This is a genomic window from Burkholderia sp. BCC1998 (assembly GCF_905339875.1).
GTDB lineage: Bacteria > Pseudomonadota > Gammaproteobacteria > Burkholderiales > Burkholderiaceae > Burkholderia.
On record NZ_CAJPHE010000038.1, the window covers coordinates 1 to 23,958 of the forward strand.

At 59.2% G+C, this 23,958-nt stretch carries 21 protein-coding genes and 3 pseudogenes; 16 read left to right on the plus strand and 8 right to left on the minus strand.

Translation table 11 applies throughout. The annotated features are described in order from the left end of the window. From U5A56_RS35465 to U5A56_RS35490, 6 genes are all read left to right on the plus strand, one after another. The coding region (locus tag U5A56_RS35465) for a transposase domain-containing protein (RefSeq protein WP_257775860.1) at positions 1 to 130 on the plus strand (130 nt) is incomplete at its 5' end. A gap of 846 nt (positions 131 to 976) precedes the next feature. Then, the gene (locus U5A56_RS35470; RefSeq protein WP_308237735.1) at positions 977 to 1,777 is read left to right on the plus strand and encodes an amino acid ABC transporter ATP-binding protein; all 801 of its coding nucleotides are present in this window, start codon (positions 977 to 979) and stop codon (positions 1,775 to 1,777) included. Then, complete coding sequence (locus U5A56_RS35475; protein WP_257775858.1) at positions 1,777 to 2,430, plus strand: amino acid ABC transporter permease; 654 nt, start codon at positions 1,777 to 1,779, stop codon at positions 2,428 to 2,430. Before U5A56_RS35470 ends, U5A56_RS35475 begins: the two co-directional genes overlap by 1 nt. Then, positions 2,427 to 3,092 carry an amino acid ABC transporter permease gene (locus tag U5A56_RS35480; RefSeq protein ID WP_257775857.1) on the plus strand — a complete coding sequence of 222 codons (666 nt, stop codon included), beginning with the start codon at positions 2,427 to 2,429 and terminating at the stop codon, positions 3,090 to 3,092. Before U5A56_RS35475 ends, U5A56_RS35480 begins: the two co-directional genes overlap by 4 nt. An 88-nt stretch (positions 3,093 to 3,180) precedes the next feature. Then, entirely contained in the window at positions 3,181 to 4,014 is an 834-nt protein-coding gene (locus U5A56_RS35485) for a substrate-binding periplasmic protein (protein ID WP_257775856.1), read from the plus strand. Positions 4,015 to 4,100: 86 nt separating this feature from the next. Then, entirely contained in the window at positions 4,101 to 4,868 is a 768-nt protein-coding gene (locus U5A56_RS35490; protein ID WP_321927157.1) for an aspartate/glutamate racemase family protein, read from the plus strand. Positions 4,869 to 5,276: 408 nt separating this feature from the next. Here the strand turns inward: U5A56_RS35490 and U5A56_RS35495 are convergent, their stop codons facing one another. Further along, positions 5,277 to 6,173 carry a LysR family transcriptional regulator gene (locus tag U5A56_RS35495; RefSeq protein WP_185733514.1) on the minus strand — a complete coding sequence of 299 codons (897 nt, stop codon included), beginning with the start codon at positions 6,171 to 6,173 and terminating at the stop codon, positions 5,277 to 5,279. A 104-nt stretch (positions 6,174 to 6,277) separates the two neighbouring features. On the opposite strand from U5A56_RS35495, the gene U5A56_RS35500 reads away from it, so the two are divergent. Beyond that, positions 6,278 to 7,345: an alkene reductase gene (locus U5A56_RS35500; RefSeq protein WP_124664743.1), complete on the plus strand. Its 1,068-nt coding sequence runs from the start codon at positions 6,278 to 6,280 to the stop codon at positions 7,343 to 7,345. A 45-nt stretch (positions 7,346 to 7,390) separates the two neighbouring features. Here the strand turns inward: U5A56_RS35500 and U5A56_RS35505 are convergent. After that, positions 7,391 to 8,343, minus strand: a pseudogene (locus U5A56_RS35505) (ISL3 family transposase); the annotation flags it as partial. 250 nt (positions 8,344 to 8,593) lie between these two features. Between U5A56_RS35505 and U5A56_RS37270 the strand changes: the two are divergent. Next, positions 8,594 to 8,820, plus strand: a pseudogene (locus U5A56_RS37270) (IS256 family transposase); the annotation flags it as partial. Between the two features lie 495 nt (positions 8,821 to 9,315). Here U5A56_RS37270 and U5A56_RS35510 read toward each other — a convergent pair. From U5A56_RS35510 to U5A56_RS35520, 3 genes are all read right to left on the minus strand, one after another. Beyond that, the gene (locus U5A56_RS35510) at positions 9,316 to 11,046 is read right to left on the minus strand and encodes an AMP-binding protein (protein WP_124664742.1); all 1,731 of its coding nucleotides are present in this window, start codon (positions 11,044 to 11,046) and stop codon (positions 9,316 to 9,318) included. Between the two features lie 47 nt (positions 11,047 to 11,093). Then, the gene (locus U5A56_RS35515; protein ID WP_257775855.1) at positions 11,094 to 11,288 is read right to left on the minus strand and encodes a hypothetical protein; all 195 of its coding nucleotides are present in this window, start codon (positions 11,286 to 11,288) and stop codon (positions 11,094 to 11,096) included. 114 nt (positions 11,289 to 11,402) lie between these two features. Continuing rightward, a complete protein-coding gene (locus U5A56_RS35520; protein WP_257775854.1) occupies positions 11,403 to 12,416 on the minus strand; it encodes an AraC family transcriptional regulator in 1,014 nt (337 codons plus the stop codon). A gap of 110 nt (positions 12,417 to 12,526) precedes the next feature. Here U5A56_RS35520 and U5A56_RS35525 point away from each other — a divergent pair. The 5 genes and pseudogenes from U5A56_RS35525 to U5A56_RS35545 all read left to right on the plus strand — a co-directional run. Further along, positions 12,527 to 13,303, plus strand: a pseudogene (locus tag U5A56_RS35525) (carboxyl transferase domain-containing protein); the annotation flags it as partial. Positions 13,304 to 13,536: 233 nt separating this feature from the next. Further along, a complete protein-coding gene (locus U5A56_RS35530) occupies positions 13,537 to 14,442 on the plus strand; it encodes a hydroxymethylglutaryl-CoA lyase (RefSeq protein WP_257775853.1) in 906 nt (301 codons plus the stop codon). Then, entirely contained in the window at positions 14,439 to 15,116 is a 678-nt protein-coding gene (locus tag U5A56_RS35535; RefSeq protein ID WP_124664739.1) for a glutathione S-transferase family protein, read from the plus strand. Before U5A56_RS35530 ends, U5A56_RS35535 begins: the two co-directional genes overlap by 4 nt. Positions 15,117 to 15,127: 11 nt before the next feature. Beyond that, entirely contained in the window at positions 15,128 to 15,406 is a 279-nt protein-coding gene (locus U5A56_RS35540) for a hypothetical protein (RefSeq protein ID WP_257775852.1), read from the plus strand. A 248-nt stretch (positions 15,407 to 15,654) separates the two neighbouring features. After that, positions 15,655 to 17,223, plus strand: coding sequence for a tannase/feruloyl esterase family alpha/beta hydrolase (locus U5A56_RS35545; RefSeq protein WP_257775851.1), 1,569 nt, complete (start codon positions 15,655 to 15,657; stop codon positions 17,221 to 17,223). A gap of 94 nt (positions 17,224 to 17,317) precedes the next feature. On the opposite strand, the gene U5A56_RS35550 is transcribed toward U5A56_RS35545, so the two are convergent. Further along, positions 17,318 to 18,118, minus strand: coding sequence for a Crp/Fnr family transcriptional regulator (locus U5A56_RS35550; protein WP_257775850.1), 801 nt, complete (start codon positions 18,116 to 18,118; stop codon positions 17,318 to 17,320). A gap of 349 nt (positions 18,119 to 18,467) precedes the next feature. On the opposite strand from U5A56_RS35550, the gene U5A56_RS35555 reads away from it, so the two are divergent. After that, positions 18,468 to 19,112: a TetR/AcrR family transcriptional regulator gene (locus U5A56_RS35555; RefSeq protein ID WP_124664753.1), complete on the plus strand. Its 645-nt coding sequence runs from the start codon at positions 18,468 to 18,470 to the stop codon at positions 19,110 to 19,112. Between the two features lie 177 nt (positions 19,113 to 19,289). Here the strand turns inward: U5A56_RS35555 and U5A56_RS35560 are convergent, their stop codons facing one another. Both U5A56_RS35560 and U5A56_RS35565 read right to left on the minus strand, forming a co-directional pair. Then, a complete protein-coding gene (locus U5A56_RS35560; RefSeq protein WP_257775849.1) occupies positions 19,290 to 20,657 on the minus strand; it encodes an MFS transporter in 1,368 nt (455 codons plus the stop codon). Positions 20,658 to 20,719: 62 nt separating this feature from the next. Beyond that, a complete protein-coding gene (locus U5A56_RS35565; RefSeq protein WP_257775848.1) occupies positions 20,720 to 21,442 on the minus strand; it encodes a nitroreductase in 723 nt (240 codons plus the stop codon). A 242-nt stretch (positions 21,443 to 21,684) separates the two neighbouring features. Here U5A56_RS35565 and U5A56_RS35570 point away from each other — a divergent pair, with 242 nt between their 5' ends. Together U5A56_RS35570 and U5A56_RS35575 are read left to right on the plus strand one after the other, a co-directional pair. Beyond that, on the plus strand, positions 21,685 to 23,340 hold the full coding sequence (locus tag U5A56_RS35570) for an AMP-binding protein (protein ID WP_257775847.1): 1,656 nt from the start codon (positions 21,685 to 21,687) through the stop codon (positions 23,338 to 23,340). A gap of 109 nt (positions 23,341 to 23,449) precedes the next feature. Further along, positions 23,450 to 23,881 carry a MaoC family dehydratase gene (locus U5A56_RS35575; protein ID WP_257775846.1) on the plus strand — a complete coding sequence of 144 codons (432 nt, stop codon included), beginning with the start codon at positions 23,450 to 23,452 and terminating at the stop codon, positions 23,879 to 23,881. The last annotated feature ends 77 nt before the right edge of the window (positions 23,882 to 23,958 follow it).

Below are 23,958 nucleotides of genomic sequence, written 5' to 3' on the forward strand. Positions count from 1 at the left end.
GGCGCAACTGAACGGGCTCGATCCACTCGCCTATCTGAAGGACGTCCTCACACGCTTGCCGACCCACAAGGCTAGCGACATCAACGCGCTGCTGCCGCATCGCTGGCAGCCATACTCGAACGCCGCCTAAACTCTCTCGTCAAGACGCGTTGGCTAGCCGCTTACTGATGACTGGGCAAAACGGAGTGTCTTGGAGGGAGAATTCCCAATTTTGTCGGATCCTGGCGCGGCCACTCGAGGCGTCTTCCCATTTCGATCGGATCGATGTTCGTGTAGTTCCGATCCGGGCGCACGCCGGAGGTGCGCCACAACTCGCGGCGATGGATTATATCCTGCGGCACATCAATCGCTAATGATGCATTTAATGCTGACAAAGGTTATGACTCTGCTAGCTCTTTGCGACACGAGCATATCTCGATCGCTACAGCAAGACGCGGACGTTCGAATGAAACGGAAAGGTGCTTTTGCAAGAAAGGCTGTTGCGCTTGAGCTAAATGCGGACCGCCATCTCAGAAGGTGAGCTCGTCTTCGCGGGCAAGTTGCGCTCGGCTTCGCTTGACAGCCGCGCGTCGTTTCATGTGCTGAGAAAGTCGTTTCCGCACGGTTGCAAGTGCGTATCCTAGGCCACAACTGTCACAATACAGCGACGTGGCTAACACCGTCTGCGCCTCCTCCTACATTGGTGCCATGTCCGCGGATTGCAACGTCAAGTAGCGGCCGTTCCTTGTATCGCCTGTACCCCTCGGTGTGCGCGCAATTCTGACATCGGACGCCTCCTCGTTTCCCCTGACTCATCGAAAAATATTTTGACTCACGAGTATGCTCGTGCATACTGACTGGGTGGTCAAATTTAGAGGTCAATTGGTCTAATGGTCAGTGAAAACGTGGGTTGTGCGGCTGGGGAAACCGACTTGGTGCAGACAAATCTCGATAGGTCTCCTGGCCGCGCCTTTTTCAACGGAAACCGGTGAGCAGCATGGGTGATATTTCAGAAGTGAGTGCGATCATGGGGGCTCAAGCAGATACTTTCACTCCCTTGTTGAAGCTGGATGCCGTTTCGAAGGCGTATGGGAACCATCAGGTTTTGCTCAATGTCCACTTGCAGATGATAGCGGGGGAAGTTGTAGCGGTGATTGGCCCGAGCGGCTCGGGAAAGAGCACCTTATTGAGATGCATCAACCAGCTCGAGCCGCCGACTGCGGGCGCCGTGACTGTTGATGGAGTGCAGATTGTCGCAGGGCAGGCCCCTGGGAAGGCAAAACTGAACCATTTCAGGCGTACGCTCGGAATGGTGTTCCAGTCATTCAATCTTTTTCCGCACCTTACCGTGCTCGAGAACGTCAGCCTAGCCCAATGTCGTGTATTGGGGCGCTCTAGAGAAGAGGCCAACGAACGCTCTCTTGCGCTTCTGAAGCGAGTTGGTCTTGCTAATAAGGCGGACCAATATCCGGCCCGCTGCTCCGGTGGGCAACAACAGCGTATCGCTATTTCGCGTGCCCTGGCACTCGACCCCAAAATAATGCTTTTTGACGAGCCGACATCGGCGCTTGATCCTGAAGTCGGTCTTGAGGTGCTTGCCGTGATGAGGGAGCTAGCAGAGGACGGCATGACGATGCTCGTGGTGACGCATGAGATGCGATTTGCTGAGAGTGTGTCTGACCGAGTGATTGTGATGGCAGATGGCGGCATCTTAGAAGAAGGGAGTAGCAGGGAGGTCATGCAACATCCGAAGACCGAGCGTGTTCAGCGTTTCCTCTCAGCCGTGAGGAATCGGTGATGGAGCACCTTCTCTCAACGATTGCGATTGCTGTTATTCAGGCGCTGCCGTGGACGCTGATGCTCACGGCATCTTCTTTCGTAATCGGTGCAGTTCTCGCAGTGCCGATTTGCGCCGTCGCGTCGTCCAAGAGCGCTGTCGTGAGAACTGTATCGCACTCCATCATTCTTGTTGTCCGATCGATTCCGCCAATAGTGTGGCTATTCATAATTTTCTTCGGAATTGGAAACGGACTCGTTGCTATGAGTCCGATGACAGCTGCAGTAGCTGGTCTTGGACTTATCACTGCAGTAAATCTTGGTGAGATTTATAGGGGCGCCATGAAGGCGATCCCGGCTGGCCAGTTCGAGGCAGCGAAGGTGCTTGGACTATCGGGGTTACGTCAGTACACGGAGATCCTAGCTCCACAGATCTTTCGAGTTGCCCTTCCTTCTGCCGCTACCTATGCAATCGGTCTTTTGAAAGATACTGCCGTAGCGTCGACAATTGGTGTACCCGAGATGGCGCAAGCGGCATATCGAGTGTCGCAACAGACCTTCCGGGGGCTCGAGGTCTACATCATATCGGGATTGTTCTATTTCGCAATTAGCCTTGTGATGGCCTATGTATCGAGAAGTCTAGATAAACGCTTGAGACTACGGATTGCACGATGAGCTCGTTCTTTGATATGTGGATCCAGTGGTTACCGACGCTGGCGCAAGGACTTCTTACGAGCTTGAAAGTAACCGTCCTCTGCATGCTTATTGGCGTGCCACTCGGCCTCTTTTTTGCGCTCGGAGTCGGTACGTCGAAGCGTGTATTGCGGAACATCACAATTGTGTTGGTAGAGCTCGGTCGTGGTGCTCCCGTGCTGATTTTGCTTCAGTTCTTCTACTTTGGTTTGCCGTCGGTCCACATAACACTTTCCTCGTTCTTGTCATCGGTGCTTGCTCTGGCCTGGTGCACAGGCGCATATACGAGCGAGATTATCAGGGCAGGCCTACAGGCGGTCCCGCACGGTCAACGCGAAGCGTCATACGCCATCGGACTTGACGAGGTGGACACGCTACGCCTGATCATCGTACCCCAAGGACTCAGAGTTTCTATTCCGCCGCTGCTCGGATTCGGCGTTGTCATGCTTCAAGCCACATCGTTGTGCTTTACCGTTGCGCTTCCAGAGTTGGTGACAAAGGCGCAGCAGATTGGCTCTGAAACTTTCATGTACATGCCGGTGTTGCTACTTGCTGCTTTGCTCTACACGGTGATTTGCGTCCCATCCACGTTGCTTGTCTCCTCGCTGGAGCGGAGACTGTCTCGACACGAGGCGAAGATTTAGCACGCGCATTCAATGAGTTTCACTTAAAGACTACACCCAAGAATTTCAACCTCCGGATTGTTCAACAGCACTGATGAATGGAGTCGTCATGAGAAAATCTAAAGAATACGTTGTCAGCCTCACCATTATTGCATCTTCCATAATTGGTATGAATGCAGCGGTCGCAGAGTGTGTGCCGGCCCATCAATTCAAAACGGTTGTGCCGGGTATTCTGACGATCTCGACGGCTGAGTTCCCGCCGTTTGATGTGCCGGGTAGCGGAGGGTCGCTTTCTGGAGTAGAGGGCGATATTTTGAAAAAAATCGCTGAGAAAGAATGTCTGAAAATTAATGCGCTGCCCGTCGGCTTTGGTTCTGCCATCCAATACGTCACTACAGGAAAGGTTGATATTTCGGCGGCTCAGTGGTATCGGACCGCCGATCGCGTGAAGGTTGTCGGAATGAGCGATCCACTCTACCTCGACCAATTGGCGATCTACTCAAAGGAAGGTTACACGACGTTCGACCAACTCAAGGGTAAGCAAGTAGGCACTATCCAAGGTTACAACTGGACGGCTGACCTGCAGGCGTTGTTTAAAGACAACCTTAAGCTTTACCCGACTCCTGTCGCAATGGCCCAAGATTTACAGGCGGGACGCCTGGACGCTGCTCTCGATAGTATCGCTACTGGTCTGTATGCACAAAAGAAAGGTGGTTATCCTGGAATGAAAATCCTCGTCGGGTCAGGAGATCCTCGCGTTCGAGCATCTGTCAAGCCGGCACAAGTTGGATTTGTGTACTCGAAGGGCAACGCTGCCCTCAGCGCTGCCTTGAATGCTGATATCGATGATATGCAGAAGACTAAGGATATTGCTCGGATCATGCAAGCCTATGGATTAGACCCGAAGAGCGCAGATGTGGGGCCAAGCCGATTTATTCAATGAAGTGCTCTCGCTAACAAGGTGGAAGCCCAGCCTTCACCCCGTTTTCGCCTGATCAAAATCAAACGGTTCCGAACATAGCTATGAGTATGCGCATAAGTTTCATCAACCCCTTCGGTACATCACAATACAACGCGCTAATTTCGGAGACATTGACCCCATATCTAAGAAAAGATGCGGAACTCGTCGTGACAAACACGACTAATTGCCCGGAGAATATTGACTACTACTACAGCAAGCATCTTATCGAAGAAGCTGTCTTTAATGAAGTCATCATGGCCGAGAAGTCGGGATTCGACGCGGTCATTGTAGGCTGTTGCTACGATCCTGGTGTGCGCGTATCTCGAGAGCTGGTTGATATTCCTGTTATTGGGCCACTTGAGGCCACGATGCTGTTTGCGCCATATTATGGCCACGATTTCGTAGTAGTTACCGACCACCACAAAGCTGTTCCCTATCTGAGAGATATGGTGCGGGTCTACGGTCAGGAATCAAATTGCCGAAGCGTCTCTTGTATCGATTGGTTCGCGTCGGACATGATTAAAGACACTGAGGCAGTGGCTGTCGATGCCGCAAAGAAAGCTGCCGCAGCGATGGAAGCGAGCAATGCTGAGGCTTGTGTCTTCGGCTGCACGCTCATTTCGGCCAGTTATGAGAAATGGCTGCGAGACACCGGTGCGAAACGAAACCATGCTCTTCTCAACCCTAACACGATGGCTTTGAAGATGGCCGAAGCATTGGCTGACCTACGAAGCCAGGGTGGCTATCAGATAAGTCGTGTGGGCTACTACCAGCAGCTTAAGCAGCACAATCCCAGCGAGTTCGAAGTGGTTCGTAGTCAGTTCGCGCGACAGTAATCGAAATATTGATACGCGCGAGGGGAAACTGTCGATCTTAGTGGGTTGGCACAGTAATCGCCGACCGCGTCCCGCCGGACCGATAAACTGACGATATTACGCGCTGGTCCGCGCGGGCGAGCTGCGTAGCGAGTACCCGTCGATGTGGGCGGCAATCGAATCGATTGCGCTGATGGTCGGCTGCACGCCGCAGACGCTGTTGGATCGGGTTTGACCATTACAAGTGGCTGCTGGCGGGGGGCGTGACGAGTAATAATTCGGGTTCATCGCCGAGTTCAAGTCAGCGTGACTCATTTGTTCGTGTCGGCCATGAAACGTCGTTCGCGTCCTTCATTACTTGGATGCTCAGAGGTCGGATCCACCCAGTGAGCGATCATTCCGGTCGGCGAAACGGGCCATTGCGCCTGTCTAGGGCTCGCTCAATTGTGCCTTCAGGAAATCGATAAACAGTCGCGCTCTCGCCGGTAGAAGACGGGTGTCGGTCAACGCGTGCACCTGAACCGGCGCAAGACTCCAGTCGGGGAGCACGCGAACGAGGCGCCCCAACTCGACATCGTGCTGCGCTAGCACATTGTTCAGCACCGCAAGCCCGACGCTTTGAATCGCCAGCGCGCGGCTGAGCGCGACGCTGTTCATCGCAAAGCGTGTACCGATCATTACGGCGACCGACTCGCCGCCGCGATAGAACGTCCTTTCGGCTCGCCCCTGCTTCCCTACGCCCTCCACGAGGCAGACCACGTGCTGCGCGAGATCGTTCGGGTGGGTGAGCGGCGCAGCGCTGCGCAGATATTCGGGCGACGCATACAGATAGCGCGGCAGCACGGCGATCGGCCGTGCGACGAGCGTCGATGGCGCCGTGGGCGGCGGACCGATGCGGATTGCGAGATCGAAGGGCTCCGCCTGTAGATCGATAGGGCGCGGCGACAGATCGAACTCGAACGCGATCAGCGGATACGCTTTCGCGAAATCCGCAATGATCGGTGCGAGATAACCGGTGGCGAGGTCCGCGGGCATCGATACACGTAGCGTGCCGGTCGGACGTTCGGCCACGTCGAGGAGCCACTCGTGCGCGATCCGCGCTTCCTCGACGATGCTTTGGCAGCGCTTGAAATACACCTCGCCCGCGTCGGTCAGCTCGACTCTGCGCGTCGAGCGATTCAGCAGCCGCAATCCGATCTTCTTCTCCAACTCCGCAATATGACGTGACAGCGTCGAGTTCGGCATATCCAAGGCGTCCGCCGCCCGGCGAAAACTCTTGGTTCGTGCGACCTCAACGAACGCGTGCATGTAGCTGAGCAGTTCCACGGCAATTGCTCCATTGGTGGATTAGTGATTTCAATTTTAGCTCTTTATCCCATTCATGAATCAGATCACCATCTGGACACCCCTTCACCGTTCGAGGAATCGACATGAATCCACTCAACGAAACCGTTCGCATTGGACGCTATACACTGCGCAACCGGCTGGTCATGGCACCAATGACGCGCTCGCGTGCCGACGACACGACTGGCGTACCGTCCGCGCTCGCCTCGCAATACTACGCGCAGCGCGCGGACGCCGGCCTGATCATCGCCGAAGGGACTTTTCCATCGCCGATGGGCAAAGGCTACGTTCGTACGCCGGGCATCCATTCCGCTGCGCAGATCGAGGGATGGACGCGCATCACCGAGGCGGTCCACGAGCGAGGCGGCCTGATTTTCCTGCAGTTGATGCACACCGGGCGCGTTTCGCATCCGAGCATGCTGCCGGATGGGGCGACGCCTGTCGCGCCTTCTGCGATCGCCGCCGTTGGCCAGACATACACCGCGACAGGGCCGCAGGACTTCGTCGTGCCGCACGCGCTCGACATCGACGAAATCGCTGCAATCGTTGACGAGTACCGACTCGCCACGCGTCACGCGTTGCAGGCTGGATTCGACGGAGTTGAACTGCATGCGGCCTCTGGTTATCTGCCGGAACAGTTCCTGTCGTCGGGGACCAATCAGCGCACCGATCGCTACGGCGGATCGCCGGAGAATCGCGCACGCTTCATCGTTGAAGTGCTGGACGCGATGATCGACGAAGCAGGCAGCGATCGCGTCGGCATCAAGATTTCGCCGGAAATGGGCTTCAACAGCGTGACTGACGCGGCACCGCAGGAAACCTACAAGTACCTCGTGGAGCGGGTCGGCATGCTGCAGCTCGCGTACCTACATCTTGCACGGACCGGCAGCGCGTTTGACTACCGCGCGCTGGTGCGGCCACTGTTCAACGGTGCGTTGCTTCTCGGCGGGGGACTGGACCGGGATAGCGCCGCGTCGCTGATCGTGAGCCGCGATGCTGACGCCGCCGTGTTCGGTAGTCTGTACCTCGCGAATCCCGACCTTTTAGAACGCTTCGTCGCTGGCGCGCCGCTCAACGAGCCCGAACGCGAAACGTTTTATTCCGACGGCCCCCAAGGCTATATCGACTATCCCGTTCTAGAGCAAACACGATGAACCGAGTATTTCGCCCCCCGTTCTGATCGCAGCCGCAACTCGGGTTCATCGAGGCCTACCGGGGAACGCGGCGCGGATCTTGAGGAAGAAGTATTCGTCGTCGCGGTAGCTATAAGCCCGGCGCTTGATGACCATGATGGTATTGTTGATGCCTTCAACGATGCTGGTATTGAGCGGATGGCGGCAGCGAGTCACGATTCCGTGCCGGTAGCCCAGCAAGTGCTCGGCGAACTTTTGCAGGGCAGCGATCCCGCTGTGCTGAGCCCGCTCGAACAATCGCTTCCAGGCCGGCTTTCGGTAGAACCAGAGCCCGTTGAACTCGTCGCGTAACACGTAGACGCATAAGAGCGACTGATTGGCCGCCAGGAGCCCTTCAGGTGCATGGCCTAATCTGGCTTAAGGTTGTGGCGGTTGCGCAGCAACAGCCAGCGGCTGAATTTCAGAACCTTGCGGGCCGGCTTGTCATGGCGCAGTTGATTGGCTTGATCGACCCGCACCTGATCGATCACTTCGCGGCCGTACTTGGCCACGACGTGGTATAGGTAGAAGATGATTTCCGCCTGCGGACGCTGTTCCCTGATCTCCAGTTCCTGGGCCGTGGTCATGTCGATCTCTACCGATTCGATACGCTTGGCGAGGCCTTCGGGAAGCTGTTCGAAGAAGGCCCGGCTTCTCCCGCGAGCGTCCGGCCCGATCCAGAGCACTTGCCGGCTGATCGGCTCGACCACCACGGTGGCATAGCGATGGCCTTTATGTAGCGCGAACTAGTCCATCGCCAGATAGCGGATCGTTGACGAGTCGGGTTCGCTCACGCGCGCCCGCTGGCGCATCTTGTCGATCGATTTGCCTGTGTGCCAGCCCAGGTCGAAGGCGGCCGCCACCGCCTGCACGTTGGCCGCTTGCAGCAGCTTCTCGCAGGCTTTGGCGAAGCACTCCGTCACGCGCTGGTAGCGGCCCAGCCACGCCAGTTTCTCCAGTCGTGGACCGCCGCAGCGTCTGGACGAACAAGTTGAGCGGGGCGCGCTGGCTGCATTTCAGGACGAAAGCGCGCAGTTCGCCGCTCTGCGTCTCGCCGAATCGGTGACGGATGACACAGCGCTGAACATCGGCGATGGCTTGTTCGCAGGCGGTAAGAGGTTTCTCAAGTAGATCGGCTTGCTTCTCGACGTTCGTTCGGCACTAGACTCTACGTGGAGTTTCGATGCACATCTTGACGCGCTGAGTTGGCCGATGAACGGCGTCCACGACGATCGTTCGGGCTCCGACATCAAGTTCAATTCGACGATCGTGCCGTCCTATGTGCGCAAGTCGCCGCGCGTGTCAACGACGGTTATCGCGAATCGAAGAAGTCTTGGAAAGAGCTGCTGCTCGACCTGAAGAAACGAACTCTGCAAGCACCGCCGCTGCTTACTGTCGGCGACAGCGCGATGGGGATGTGGGCGACGCTTGAAGAGGTGTATCCGCGGACACGGCACTAGCGCTGCTGGTTCCACAAGATTGGCAGCACGTGCGGACCACGAATCCGATTGAATCGATGGTCGCGACGGTGCGCCATCTCACGAGCCGCAAGCGCAACTGTCTGTCGCGCTCCATCTTCCTCGCGATGGTCGTTCAAGCTGATCGAAGCGGTCGAGCTGACCCGGAGGAAGATTCGCGGCGTCGGCAAGATCGAACCGCTTCTGAAGGGCATTCCTTTCAATGACGACACTCCGGTGATCGAAAGCACACCGGCTCCTCAAGCGCTGGCTGCCCGACCCGCATACACCAGTCTTGACAATTGCTCGAAGATTCTCGCCGAAAGTCATCACGCAACAAACGCGGTGCCCTAAGAGGTGAAACGATGTCTCTGAATCGCACATATCATAAGTGAGCTGCTGGCGCCTTTCATCTGTCGCATTCCAATCCATTTCATATGGAAGTCCTTGCAGATGAAGCACCAGCCACTCTTATTTTTTCCTGCGTTTTTTCTCTCACGCCGTCTTCAGGGCCTTCAGCTTCAACTCCTCGATCATGCGCTCGCGCATGACAAACTTCTGCACCTTGCCCGTGACGGTCATTGGCATCTCGTCGACGAAGCGGATATAGCGCGGCACTTTGTAGTGCGCGATCTGCTCACGGCAGTATTGTCGCACCTCGTCTTCGCTCAACTGCTCGCTCGGGCGCACGACGATCCACGCGCACACCTCCTCGCCGTACTTCTCGTCGGGCACGCCGAAGACCTGGACACTCTGAATCTTTGGATGTCGAAACAACAGCTCCTCGATCTCGCGCGGATAAACGTTCTCGCCGCCGCGGATCAGCATGTCCTTCAGCCGACCGACGATGTTGCAATAGCCATCGACGTCGAACGTCGCCAGATCGCCCGTGTGCATCCAGCCGTCGACGAGCGCCTCGCGTGTGCGCGGCTCGTCATCCCAGTAGCCGAGCATCACCGCATAGCCCTTAGTGCAGAGCTCTCCCGTCTGCCCCACGGGCACGATCGCGCCGGCGGGGTCCACGATCTTCGCCGCGAGATGCGGCCGGATCCGGCCGACAGTGCTCGTACGTTTCTCGAGCGGGTCGGTCGTGGCGCTCTGGAACGAGACGGGGCTCGTCTCCGTCATGCCGTAGGCAATCGTGATCTCCGACAAATGCATGCGGGCGACGACGCGCTTCATCGTCTCGATCGGGCACGGGGAGCCAGCCATGATCCCGGTGCGCAGCGACGTCAGATCGAATTTCTCGAAATCGGGATGATCGAGCTCGGCGATGAACATCGTCGGCACGCCGTGCAGCGCCGTGCAGCGCTCCTCGGCGACGGCCGCAAGCACCACGCCGGGCTCGAACGCCTCGCCGGGGAACACCATCTTCGCACCCGTCGAGACGCAGGCGAGCACCCCCAACACCATGCCGAAGCAGTGATAGAGCGGAACGGGGATGCAGAGCGCGTCGTTTTCCATGAAGCGCATTGCCCTCGCGATATAGCGGGCGTTGTTGACGACGTTGTAGTGCGTCAGCGTGGCCCCTTTCGGATTACCTGTCGTGCCACTCGTGAACTGGATGTTGATCGGATCGCGAGGCGCGAGCGCGGCTCCGAGCGCATCGAGCGCCGCTTTGTCGAGCCTCTTGCGTCCCATTTCGACGACCTCGGCGAACGAGAGCATGCCGGGAGTGGCGGCGTCTCCCATGCGGATCACGATCCTCAGATGCGGCAGGCGTGCTGCATGCAGATCGCCGGGTTCGGCCATGACAAGCTCGGGCGCGAGCGTGCCCAGCATCTCGAGATACATCGACGTCTTGAAGCGTTCGGCGGCGATGATCGCCTTGCAGCCCGACTTGTTCAGCGCATACTCGAGTTCCGCCAGCCGATAGGCGGGATTGACGTTGACGAGGATCGCGCCGATGCGGGCGGTCGCGAATTCCGTCAGCAGCCACTCCACGCGGTTCGGCGACCAGATCCCGACGCGATCGCCTTTCTCGATGCCGAGCGCGGCGAGGCCGGCCGCCAGCACGTCGACCTCGTCTGCGAATTCTCGCCAGGTCCAGCGAATCCCCTGCTCACGGAACACGACAGCCGGCCGCTGCGGAAAACGCCTCACGGTCTCGCTCAGAAACTGCCCGATCGTGACATCGGCAAGCGGGACGTCGGTCGAGCCGCGCACATGGGAAAGGCCATCTTTGGGCACGAGCAGTGCCTCGGTGCCGGGATGCTGTGTGGACATGCGGGAGTGTCTCCGAGATTGAGGATGGTTTGAAGTGCACAGGGCACTCACTGCTTCAGGTCTACTGGCGTGATGTACTTGTAGATATCGTCCTGGAAGCGCACCACCTCGCTGCCGGCCTTCCAGCGCGCCGCGTAGAAATCACCTACGTGCAGGCCCTCATGCGTGGTCTTGCTGACCATGTCACGCAGCATCTCGATGGACTCACCGAGTTCGAACGTGAGTCCGGGCAGTTGAATCATCGTGCGTCTCCTTCGCGGCATGGCTTTTTGCCTTCAGATTAGACGCCGTGTCGGCGACACGCAGTGCCAAGGTATTTGCAATTCGTGCCAGCCTTATGCGCGACCTTGCTTGCTCTATGCGCCCTTCATGGATTGCCTATACTCGCCTGGGCTCTGGCCGGTCCACCGCCGGAACGCGCGATTGAAACTCGCCTCGTTGCGAAATCCCGCAGCAGCAGCCACCTGTTTGAGCGACTTGTGCGATCGGGTCAAAAGTTGCTTGGCGACATCCCTTCGCACTTCATCCTTAATGTGTTGCAGGGAGGTGCCTTCTTCGGCCAAATGGCGATACAGACTTCGGGTCGACAAATTGAGTTCGAACGCCAATACATCAGCATTCGACAGCTCAAGGCTGCGTGTGCGCAGCAGGTCACGAAGGCGCTGCGATAGCAATCGGTCGCGCCGGTATTGCAGCACGATCAGCGGCAGGGGACGTAGCAGCATCTGGCGCAAGTCGTGGTCATCGCGACGTATGGGAAGCTTGAGGTATTCGGCATCGAAGCTGAACCCGGCGTGTGGTTCCAGAAAGCTCACCCGCCCGCGAAACATCAGGTCATAGGACTTGAAATATGCGGGTTCAGGGTAGGGAAATGTTGCGCTCGTCAGTGGAATGCGTGAGTCGATCAGCCAGCACGCAAAGCCGTGGATATTGCGCAAGGTGCTCACCAAACAAAACTCACGCTGAGGTCCCAAGTTCGCGCGTTCATAGACGTTCAAGTGTGCAACTCCACCTTCAACGCGAAGTTCGAGGCGGATGTCGTCAATTAGCATCGCGTAATGGCGACACCAGCGCGACAACGCCACTCGCAAGTTGGCTGACGGCAATGCGGCGCGACACAGCATGCCGTTAGTACCCCACGGCAGGCGTCGGGAGAACCAGCCGAGCGCCTCGTCATCCAGTTCTCGCATCGCGATATCTGTAAGCACCTCCAACTGATCGGCCGTCATGCATACGTCGGTTCGAGGCAGGCTTGATGGCTGTATTTGTGCGGCGCGCAAAGCGTTGCGGGGGTCTATTCCGTACCGTTCATAGGCACGAATGATTGACTGAGCGAACGCGATGGGTGTTGCTGCGATGGCGGGATTCATTACGATATTGTCCAATCCATTGGCAGGATTTGCAAATAACTTGGCGCGGCGTTGTTTGGAGGCTGTCTAAGCTACTGACACATCTGGACCAGTGATTGTTGAGGAGCGTCGTGCAAATCGTCCCATCCAAACTCAACCCCCGCTCGGCGGATTTCCAGGCCAACGCTGCGCACGTGCGAGGACTGGTAGAAGCGTCGAATGGCAAGGTCGAGCAGGTTTCTCAAGGCGGTGGCCAAGTGGCGCGGCAGAAGCATACCGCTCGTGGCAAGCTTCTCGCGCGTGAGCACGTGGAGCAACTGCTCGATCCAGGAACTCCGTTTCTGGAAATTGGGCAGTTGGCTGTGCTGGGCATGTACGACGACGAGGCTCCTTCGATTGGTGTCATCGCCGGCATTGGTGGCATCCAAGGTCGTCAATGTGTGATCGTCGCGAACAATGCCACTGTCAAGGGGGGCACACATTACCCGATGACCGTGAAGAAGCACTTCCGCGTGCAAGAGATCGTTAAGCAAAACCATCTACCGTGTATCTATCTCGTCGATCTTGGCGGCGGCTGCTTGCCGCCGCAAGAGGAGGTGTTTCCCGATCGGGATCATTTCGGGCGCATCTTTTACAACCGAGCCAACGTGTCCGCTAAGGGCATCCCCCCAGATATCGGTAGTGATGGGCTCGTGCACTGCAGGCGGCGCCTACGTGCCGGCGATGAGCGACGAAGCCGTGATCGTCAAGGGGCCGGGAACAATCTTCCTCGGTGGTCCACCGCTGGTGAAAGCAGCCACGGGTGAGGTCTCAGCGCGGAGGATGTGGGTGGCGGTGACGTGCATACGCGCATCTCCGGCGTTGCCGATCATCTGGCCGAGAACGACAGCCATACGCTGTTTCTCGCGCCGCATCGCGTTTGGCGGAGAGTCGCGTTCTCCGATGCCGGGGAGGGTGATCGCGTTGCTCGCCGAATTAGATTCCGCGGTAAACAAGGGGCAGCATCGCTGCTGGTGATGGAGGCCGTGAAGATGGAACACACTTTGGTGGCGCGCGCCCGCAGTGTCGTCAAGACTTTCCATTGCGCCGCTGGCGATCAGGTGGCTAATGGTGTCGAGTTGATCGAGTTCAAGGTCGTGTCATGACAACGGCAGTACGCATTGTTGAGGTCGGCCCGCGCGACGGGCTGCAAAACGAACCCGGTATCGTGTCTACCCGCACTAAGCTCGAGTTCATCGAGCGGCTGGCGGGGGCGGGCTTAAGGAACATCGAGGCTACAGCGTTTGTATCGCCAAAATGGGTACCGCAGATGGCGGACCATGCGGAGTTGTTGGCTGCCCTGCCCAAGCGTGAGGGCGTCAGCTACCCGGTCCTGACACCGAACCTGAAGGGTTTCGAGGCAGCAGTGGCTGCCGGTGCGACCGAAGTGTCCGTCTTCGCCGCAGCATCCGAGGGATTCTCGCGCAAGAACATCAACTCCTCGATCAAAGAATCCATCGAGCGTTTCGTTCCCATCGTTGAAGCGGCGCGCCGCCTCGGCGTGCGGGTGCGCGGCTACGTGTCGTGCGCGATCGCCTGTCCCTATGACGGGGTCATTGAGCCTGCCGCCGTGGCGGCAGTGGCCGCCGACCTGATCGCTCTTGGCTGCTACGAGGTGTCGATGGGCGACACGATCGGTGCCGGAACGCCTGCTTCCGTTCAGCGGATGTTGGAAGCCGTGGCCAATAGGGTGCCCGTATCTCGTCTGGCAGGCCATTACCACGACACATACGGCATGGCAATCGCCAACGTGTTGGCCTCGTGGCAGTTTGGGCTGCGCTGCTTCGATAGTTCGGTTGCCGGTCTGGGTGGCTGCCCGTACGCGAAGGGCGCCTCGGGCAATGTCGCCACCGAGGATGTCGCCTATCTGCTCCACAGTCTTGGAGCCGAAACGGGCGTTGACCTCGAACGGTTGGTGGACTGCTCGGCCTGGATCAGCGTCGCGTTGGGACGAACATCGCGTTCGCGCGTTGCGCGCGCCATTCTTGCAAAGCGAGTCACATCATGATCACTCTGTTCCATTGCATGAGCGCGCGGTCGTTCCGCCCGCTGTGGATTATGGAAGAACTCCTGCTGGACTACCAGTTGGTGATGCTGCCCTTTCCGCCGCGTGTTCATGCCCGAGCGTATCTCGACCTCAACCCACTGGGCACGATTCCGCTTCTGGTGGCCGGATCGACACGCATGACGGAGTCGGCAGCGATGTGCCAGTACTTGTGTGCGCGCAACGCGCCAACGCCGCTACAGGTCCTGCCATCTGAAGATGACTTTGGCGCTTACCTCAACTACCTGCACTTCGGCGAGGCGACGCTAACGTTTCCGCAGACGCTTGTGTTGCGCTATTCGCGCTTCGAGCCCTCGTCGCGCAGGCAACCGGGCGTCGCAGAGGACTACACCAAGTGGTTCCTAGCCAGGTTGCGCACACTCGAACCGCGACTGATCGAGCAGGAATACCTGTGTGCCGAGCGCTTTACCGCTGCCGACGTGTCTGTTGGTTACGCGCTGATGCTGGCGCAGTGCCTTGGCTTGGCCGAGCGGTTTACGCCGGCCGTGTCAGCGTACTGGGAGCGCTTGCAACAGCGCGACGGGTATCTGCGTGCCCTGCGGTCGCAGGAAGCCGCGGCAGTGGCACAGGGCGTATCGACAACGCCCGCGCCCAATACGCTTCCCGACGGACATTGACGGAGAAACCAGTGAATCAGACAGCTACGAATATGAAGGAGCGCGAAATCTATGTGGTGGGTGCGGCTCGTACCGCGATTGGTACCTTTGGCGGCTCGATTGCTGGCGTGCCCCCGAGCCAGCTTGCGGTGACCGTGGTTCGCGAGTTGCTTCGCCGCAGCGAAGTCGACCCGGCGCGGGTGGGCCGGATGGATATGGGCAACGTCATTCCGACCCAGGACACCTACATCGGGTGCGTCGTTGCTATCGAATCCGCCATCCCAGAGGAGAGTAATCGTGCGTACGCATGACAGACAGGCTCCGTGCTTGTTCCGTGCGCTACCAAATGAGCCAGCCGGTCCACGAAGTGGCCCCCAAACTCTTGTCGCACAACAACATTGTGTGCGACACATCGTGCCACTTTCTGTTAGGTGTTTTTCCAAAAATGGCGTACGTCACGTTTAAAAGTCACTCGTGAGATGCGGACGCCCGACGCAGACAGCATGTCCTTGCGTCCTCGACCGTGACGCGATGCCATTCCAATCAAGAGGAGACGAAGGTGAGAACGAAGCCAGGAAGTCCGGTGGTGGCGATCACGCTGGCCGCCATTGCGTCGATGGGGATATCGGGTTGTGGTGGAAGTGATGACGCGCCTGCGTCGCCGGTATTGCTGACCGCGCAACAGGCTTGCGACGTGGTGAAGGGAAAGTCAGCTGGTGGTGCGTCGGTAACCGATGCATTGATGGTGGCGGCGACAGGTGCGGATCCGGCTTACTGCAAGGTATCGGCGCTGATCTCGCCGCAACTCGCGATGCAGGTGCAACTGCCGGACAACTGGAACGGGAAACTGCTGTATGAAGGCGGCGGCGGTTACGATGGTTCGATCCAGAATTTCATGTGGAGCGGGCCGGAAGTCTTGAAAGCGGGATACGCGATCGTTCAAAGCAACGGTGGCCACATCGGTTCCTCTGTAACGGATGCCTCGTTCGCTGCAGATCCATTTTTGGCATCCCTGTTCGGGTCAGGTTCCGTTCCGACGGCTGCGGCCGCTGCGAAAGAGATGCTGCATCTAATCTATGGCAAAGCGCCAGACCAGTCTTACTACGAAGGGTGTTCCAATGGTGGGCGTGAGGGATTGATGGCGATCCAGCGAAATCCTGATCTTTTCGACGGCGTGATCGTCCGCGCACCGGCATACGATTGGCCGGCATTCATGGGCGCGTTCAATCGCAATGTGAAAGCGGTTTCCGCACCCGGAGCGGCGTTCACGCCTGGGAAGATTTCGCTGCTCGCGAAAGCGATTCGCGACAAATGTGATGCGGCAGACGGGATCGTGGACGGGGTGGTATCCAATCAATCCGCATGCTATTTCGACCCTTCTGTCCTTCGCTGCCCAAGCGGTACCGATGCCGGTGATTCATGCTTGTCGGACGCACAGATTGCGGCGGCGAACACCTGGACGAGCGCATCGAGTTTCGCCAACGGCACGTATACCTATCCGGGCTGGGCGCTGACGGGCAACGAAGACGACCCGGGCGGATGGTCGCGGTGGTTCACCGGCCCCACGGGCAACGGTAGCGGTGCGCTCCAGTTCCTGTTTCAGGATGCGACGGTGAAGTCGTATCTGACCCATGACGCGAACGCGAATTCCCTGGCGTACGACTGGAATTCGAACCCGGCGGCACTGTTCACGATGGCCGCGCTCAATAGCGCGACGAATGCTGACTTGAGCCCGTTCGTCAGCCATGGCGGGAAGCTGCTCCTGTGGCACGGCACTGCGGACATGGCGTTGAGTCACCGTGCGACAACGGCGTATTACCAGGAACTGCAACACACGATGGGGGCATCAGCCGTCGGCTCATTCGCTCGCTATTACCAGGCTCCAGGCGTTAACCATTGCTCGGGGGGCCCGGGTGCGGACTCGACAAACCTGGTGGCCGCCTTGGATCAGTGGGTGACGAAGGGCACGGCACCAGGGAACCTCGTTGCATCGAAGCTGAACACGGACGGCAGCGTGGCGTTCACGCGACCCTTGTGCCAGTATCCGCAGTACCCGCGCTACACCGGGCCCGCGAATGATGCAAGGGCCGCGACGCTCGAGGAGAACTATACGTGTACTTCGCCATGAACGTGTCGCGCCGGGCGCGTTAGGGAAACAAGGTCTTTATGGAGGAGATCATGACGGAGAAGGTAGTACCGAAACAACAATACACTCGGGAATTTCAATCCTCCGAATGTGCGAATTCCCTCAAGCCTTCGAGATCCAGAATATGCACCGCTCCGTATTCGGCGAGGATCAGGCCTGCATCGGTCAACGTGCGAAGCGCGCGATTGGCGTTCTGGCGGGAGAGCCCCGAAAGCCTGCCGATCTCTTCCTGCGAGAAGCCGAGCGTCGTCGTCGTGGCGGGATGCAACTGCCGGTTGAAAAGCTCGGTCAGGCAAAATGCCACACGAGCGGGCGCCTCCTGTATCCGCAAGTTCTGAACCAGACCGATGTAGTAGCCGCATCGGGCGTTGAGCTGGTCGATCACATAGCGGCTGAATGTATGACTGTTCTCCAGGAGCTGGAAAAACGTCGCACGCGGCATGAAGGCCAACCGGCTGTCCCGGACTGCGGTGACGGAGTAGGCGCGAGGTTCGTCCTTCAGGACGCTGCCTTCCCCGAACCACGAGCCCGCCGGGATGCCCGCGAACGTGACGACACGGCCTTTTTTCGATGCGGTATCGACTTTGACGATGCCTTCGATCACACCGAGCCAATGATCCACGGCGTCGCCCCGGTGGCAGGCGACCGCACCGGGGGTGTAGGACCTGTCGAAGCAATCGCGCTTGACCATTTCCTGTTGGCCGTCGGTCAGATTGGCGTACCACGAGCAGCGGGCGAGAAAGGCGTCGACGGTGACGGCGGCCGGCTTGCCGGAGTCGTCGTCGGTTTTTCGGATGCCGAGATCCTCACGGTCGTAAGGCCGTGCCATCTCCGCGGCCGGAGGCACCGCTTCCCGCTTTGCGTCGATGGTTTGCATGCCACAAAGTTGGTTCATCGTTCGGAACAGTAGCGTGCCGTTGCGCAAGGACGCCCGACGCCACGCATCACGTGGTGCATGGGCCGTTCGCAAGATCAGGATGTACCGGCCGGCCCGTTAAATAGAATTACAATTCGCTTAAGGGTGGGTTCCGGCATACTCACAGTCAAGGCGCGCGCGCTAGGTATTTGTACCGGCATATCACGAACCGGTACGTGATTTTCCGCATAGGCGTATCATTTGCAACGTACAGGGCGCCAACGGTCAGACGATTCAACGTTGACGATCGTGGGGTGCAGGGACGCACTGCAGGATGGCTGAGGGTGCTTCGGATGTGACGGTAAATGAAATGGAAATTCCAGTTAGTCCGGCGCGTGTTCGCGTTCGCCGCAGAGGGGCCGACAAGCATCCGTTGATCGTGAAGGCTGCGCGCGATCTGGTGGCCGAAGTGGGGTTTCGCGACGCGCAGATGTATGCGATCGCGGAAGCCGCCGGAATCGCGATCGGCACGCTGTACCGCTATTTCGCGTCGAAGACGGACCTGATGGTCGAGGTGGTCAGGACGACGGCACAGCGTGAAGTCGATGTTGTCGCCGGCATTGCCATGCGCGACGGCACGGCGGCGGAGCGTCTCGGTGCCGCCGTCTGGACGTTCGCCACCCGAGCGTTGCAGGGGCGGCGCCTCGCCTATTCGCTGGTCGCCGAACCCGTCGAGCCCGATGTCGAGGCAATGCGCTTGACCTTTCACAGAGCGCTGGCGAGGGTATTCAAGACGATCATCGAGCAGGGGATGGCGAACGGCGAGTTCCCGGCACAGGATGCGATGGCGTCGGCCGACTGTATCGTCGGGTGTCTGTTCGAGGGACTGGTCGTCCCGCTCACCGGCAGCGCTGCGCCCGACGCCGAGCAGGCCAGCGCCCACGTGACGGCGATCATCACGTTTTGTTTGCGTGGCGTGTCCGGCTCTCCAGTATTGCCGGTGACGGTTGCGTAATCTCGCATTGCCTGCACGGGCGGTGCGCGCGGGGGCGGCCGCCCGTGCTCGGCGCCCCGCGCGAACGCCGGCTTCTGCTGCCCGCTTGCAGCGTTCCGCGCCGCCGATCCTGCACCGTCGGCGCCTGAACGCGCGCTGCAAACTGCTTCGACCAGCCCCCGGCGGGAAATGAGCCGTCTAGCTGCTGGCGGACGATGTCGCATCGACGCGCGCGGGCGCCACGTCCACATCGTGCCGTGATACCGCGCTGCGGCGATGGTCGATCATCATGACCGCGAGGGTACCGAGCACGCCGGCAAGCGCGATCGCCAGGAAATTCTGTTCGAGGGGCAGGTGCATCGTGACCAGCAGGCCGATCAGCAAGGGGGCGGCAATCGCGCCGAGGCGTCCCACGCCGGACGCGAACCCGACGCCCGTCGACCGGATCACCGCAGGGTAGAACTCCCCGGCATACGCGTACGCCAGGAGTTGGGTGCCGAGCGTCGAGCCGCCGACCACGAACACGATCGGGAACAGCAGTTCGGCGGACCTGGTGTATCCCATCAGCGCCAGCGAGACGGCTCCGGTGGCGTAGAACGCCACCAGCACGTACTTGATGTTGTACTTGTCACCAAGCCAGCCTCCGCCGATCGCGCCTGCGACGGCGCCGACGTTGAAGACCAGTACGAAGGTCAATGCCGACCCCAGGCTGTAGCCCGACATTGCCATGAGTTTCGTCAGCCACGAGCTCAGCGCGTACACCATGAAGAGCCCCATGAAGAACGCGATCCAGATCATGACGGTGCTGAATCCGCGGCCATCGCGGAACAGGCTCGCCACGGGCGTGCTGCTCATCGTCTGCTGTGGCATGACGAAACGGTCGCCGGGTTGAAGCCGCACGTCCGGCGCGATCTTGCGGATCGTCGCTTCTAGCTTCGCGGCACGATTGTTACGCACCAGGAACGCGAGGGAATCGGGCATCGTCATCAGGATGAACGGGATGAGCAGCACCGGTGTCGCCGCGAGAAAGAAGACCGATTGCCAGCCATAGGATTCGATCATCTGCTTGCCCGTCAGCGCGACGAGAATCCCGCCGATCGAATAGCCGGCAAACACGATCGTGACGAGGCGTGCCCGGATGGCACGCGGTGCGAATTCGCCCATCTGCGCGGTGACGATCGGCAGGACGCCGCCGATTCCGAGGCCGGCCAGAAACCGCGTGATGCTGAAGGACACGGGATCATGCGTGAGGCCCGCCGCAGCGGTAAATGCGCTGAATAACCCGATGCACGCGCAGAGGGAAACCGGACGACCGATCTTGTCGGCCAGCGTTCCGAGATAAATGGCGCCGAACATCATGCCGAACAGTGCCGAACTCGCCATGAAGCCGGCCTTTGCCGCGTTGACGCCCATATCTTTCATGATCGACGGGAGCGCCGCGCCCACGACGGCGAGATCGTAGCCATCGAGAACCAGGATCAGGACACACCAGAACAGGATCAAGCCATGAAAGCGGGAGAATCTTGCACCGTGCACAACTTTCTGGACATCGATTTCGTGACGCATTGTCTCCTCCATTTCCTTGTGGATATTGGGTACTGCAAGCGACGACTGCTCTGCCGGCGGGCTCAGGTGGTGTGGTGGACGGTGAAAGAGGAAGACGGTGCCCTGTCGGATACCAAGGTGTTTTCAATACGGCTTTCGTCCGCGTAGCCCATGCTCATTCCGATCAGGAACATTTCGTCGGACCCGAGGGCCAGTTCCTCCTCGATGATCTTGTGATACTTCATGAAAGCGGCCTGCGGGCACGTGCTGATGCCGTAGGTGCGCGCGACGATCATGATGTTCTGCAGGAACATGCCGTAGTCGAGCAGGCTGCCCTGCTGCATCACGCGGTCGATGGTGAAGAACAACCCGACGGGTGCATCGAAGAATTGGTAGTTGCGCCCGTGCTGTTCGCGCATCCTCGGTTTGTCGTCCTTCCGGATGCCGAGCAACCCATATAGCTTCCATCCAAGCGCGCGCCGTCTGTCGATGTATGGAGACACCCACTCGTTCGGGTAGTAGTTCCACTCGTCGGCGTGCATGTCCGCCAGCGACGGATCTGCGTCGACTTTCGCGATCGCGTTGCATACGCGATCTCGAGCCGCGCCGGTGACGACGTGGACTTTCCACGGTTGAATGTTCACGCCGGTCGCGGCGTAGCGGGCCACGTCAAGAATTGCCGTGATGGTCGCGTCGGGCACTGGCGTCGGAAGATAGGCTCTAACGCTGCGTCGCGTCGCAATTGCCCATTCGACCGCCGACCTGATCGATGAGAGTTCCTCCGGGGGTGCTGCTACTCGTTCCATCTACGACCTCGCTATCCAATCGTGCGAATTGCACGTCCTCACGACGAGAGTAGCCATCTACGCCCGACACCAATGTCTTGCACAAGACAATCGGTGTATCGCGATGCTGAAATGAGCGAGGCGGGCGAAAATGTCTCGGGCACGACATTTCGAGCGCCGAACCCTCTCTAGACTGCTGTAGCAGATCAAGGACGGAATGCACTGCGGGACGCGCATTCATAAACCGATGAGGAGACGTGGAAATGAGCGAAAACATCTATGAAAAGGGGCTGGAGCGCACGCAGGCGAATCACGTGCCGCTCACACCGCTTCACTTTCTTGACCGATGCGCGGACCAGTATCCCGATCACATTGCCATCATTCATGGAGAGTCGACGCAATCGTGGCGAGAGACGAGGGCGCGATGCCGCCGTCTTGCCAGCGCACTGGTCAGGCGCGGTGTCCAGCGTGGGGACACGGTATCCATCCTCGCGCCGAACACGCCGGCAATGATCGAGGCGCATCACGGCGTCCCGCTGTCCGGGGCTGTTCTAAACGCGATCAACTGCCGGCTCGATGCAGACGGCGTTCGGTTCATCTTGCGTCATGGCGAATGCAAGATCCTGCTGGTGGACCGCGAGTTTTCTTCGTTGGCGGCAAGCGCGCTTGAACAGCTCGAGAACAAGCCACTGATCATTGATATTGCCGATATCGAGGCGACGTCGGGAGACCCGATCGGGGAAATCGAATACGAGGCGTTCCTGGCCGAAGGCGATCCGGAATTTCCCGGCGTCTGGCCGTCGGACGAGTGGGATGCAATCGCGCTGAACTACACATCGGGAACGACTTCCGACCCCAAGGGTGTGGTCCCGAGCCACCGCGGCACCTATCTGATGAGCATGCTTCAACTGACTGATTGGGGCATGCCGCGCCGCCCCGTCTACCTCTGGACACTTCCGTTGTTTCATGCGAACGGGTGGTGTTTCGCATGGGCGGTCACGGCGGCGGCGGGCACGCATGTTTGCCTGCGAAAGGTGACTGCCTCGAACATCTTCGAGGCCGTTCGGCAGCACCATGTCGACCACTTCTGCGCGGCGCCCATCGTGCTCGCATCGTTGGCCAGTTCGCCCGAATCGGAGCGCTTGCCGCTGCCGCATACGGTTCGTGTGCGAACGGCCGGTTCACCGCCACCGGCTGCCGTACTTAAGGCAGTGTCGGAGATGGGCTTCGAAGTGGAGCACGTCTACGGCATCACCGAAGCGTCGGGTACGCCCGTGAGTTGCTTCGTCGAGCCGGCCTGGAACGCACTGTCGTCGGAGGACAAGGCGCGTCTCATGGCGAGGCAGGGAAGTCGCGCGGCCGGCCTGGAAGGGCTGCGGGTCGTGGATGAGGGTAGCGGTGAGGCCGTGCCTTGGGACGGCACGACGCAAGGCGAACTGCTGATTCGCGGCAATGTCGTGATGAAGGGTTACCTCAAGAACGAGGCGGCTACTGCCGCTGCGTTCAGCGACGGCTGGTTTCATACGGGCGACGTCGCCGTGGTGCATCCGGATGGCTATATCCAGATCACCGACCGCTCGAAAGACGTCATCATCTCGGGTGGAGAGAACATTTCCTCGGTCGAGGTCGAAGATGTGCTGCATCGGCATCCCGCGGTTTTTATCGCGGCTGTAGTCGCTCAGCCCGATGCGAAATGGGGTGAATCGCCATGCGCCTTCATCGAGTTGAAGCCTGGCGCCGCGGCTCCTGACGAAGCTGAGATCATTCGCTTTTGCCGAGAACGGCTTGCCCATTACAAATGCCCGGTGCGCGTCGTCTACGGGGTACTGCCCAAGACCGGCACGGGAAAGATCCAGAAATTCCGGCTTCGGGAGCTGGTTGGAAGCCGGGAAGCGATTACGGCTTTGTCGGGCGTGTAGTCCACCATGGCGTGCGTCGCCGCCATGGGTTTCATCGAGGACTGCGGCTTCGTCCACCGGGCTCGCGGCGGACGTGTTTGAAACCAATGTTTGACTTCGATCCGCGCAGATGAGACTCGACACCTCGGCGATTGAAATCGGGTACCGGTTTTCACGCAACCATGTTTGTCGCGACAGTGAGGCTCGAGCCTTTGCGCTTGCGTGCGGAGACGACAACCCCGTACACCACGACGGGGCCTACGCGGCCGCTACACGCTTTGGGCGACCCATTGTCAGTGGGACCTATACCGTCGCATTGCTGATGGGACTCGCGGCGTCGCACTTCGCCCGAAAAGGAGAGGTGGTCGGTGTGCGCTTCCAGTTCGAATTGTTGCTGCCGGTCTTTCCGGACGAGCGGATCAATCTCGCATGGGAAGTTTCGGCCATTCGGCCCCACCGTAACGGGCGTTTGCTCGACCTCGACGGATCCATCATGAATGCGGCCGGGCAATCATGCGTGCGCGCGACAGGCGCGGTGCTTGTTTCGATCGCGGCCGCATGAGCTGGTCGGGCCGCAGTGACGCGCAACGCTCGTCGGACGACAACGCGGCGTGCGACGCATCGGCCCAGTCACTGTCA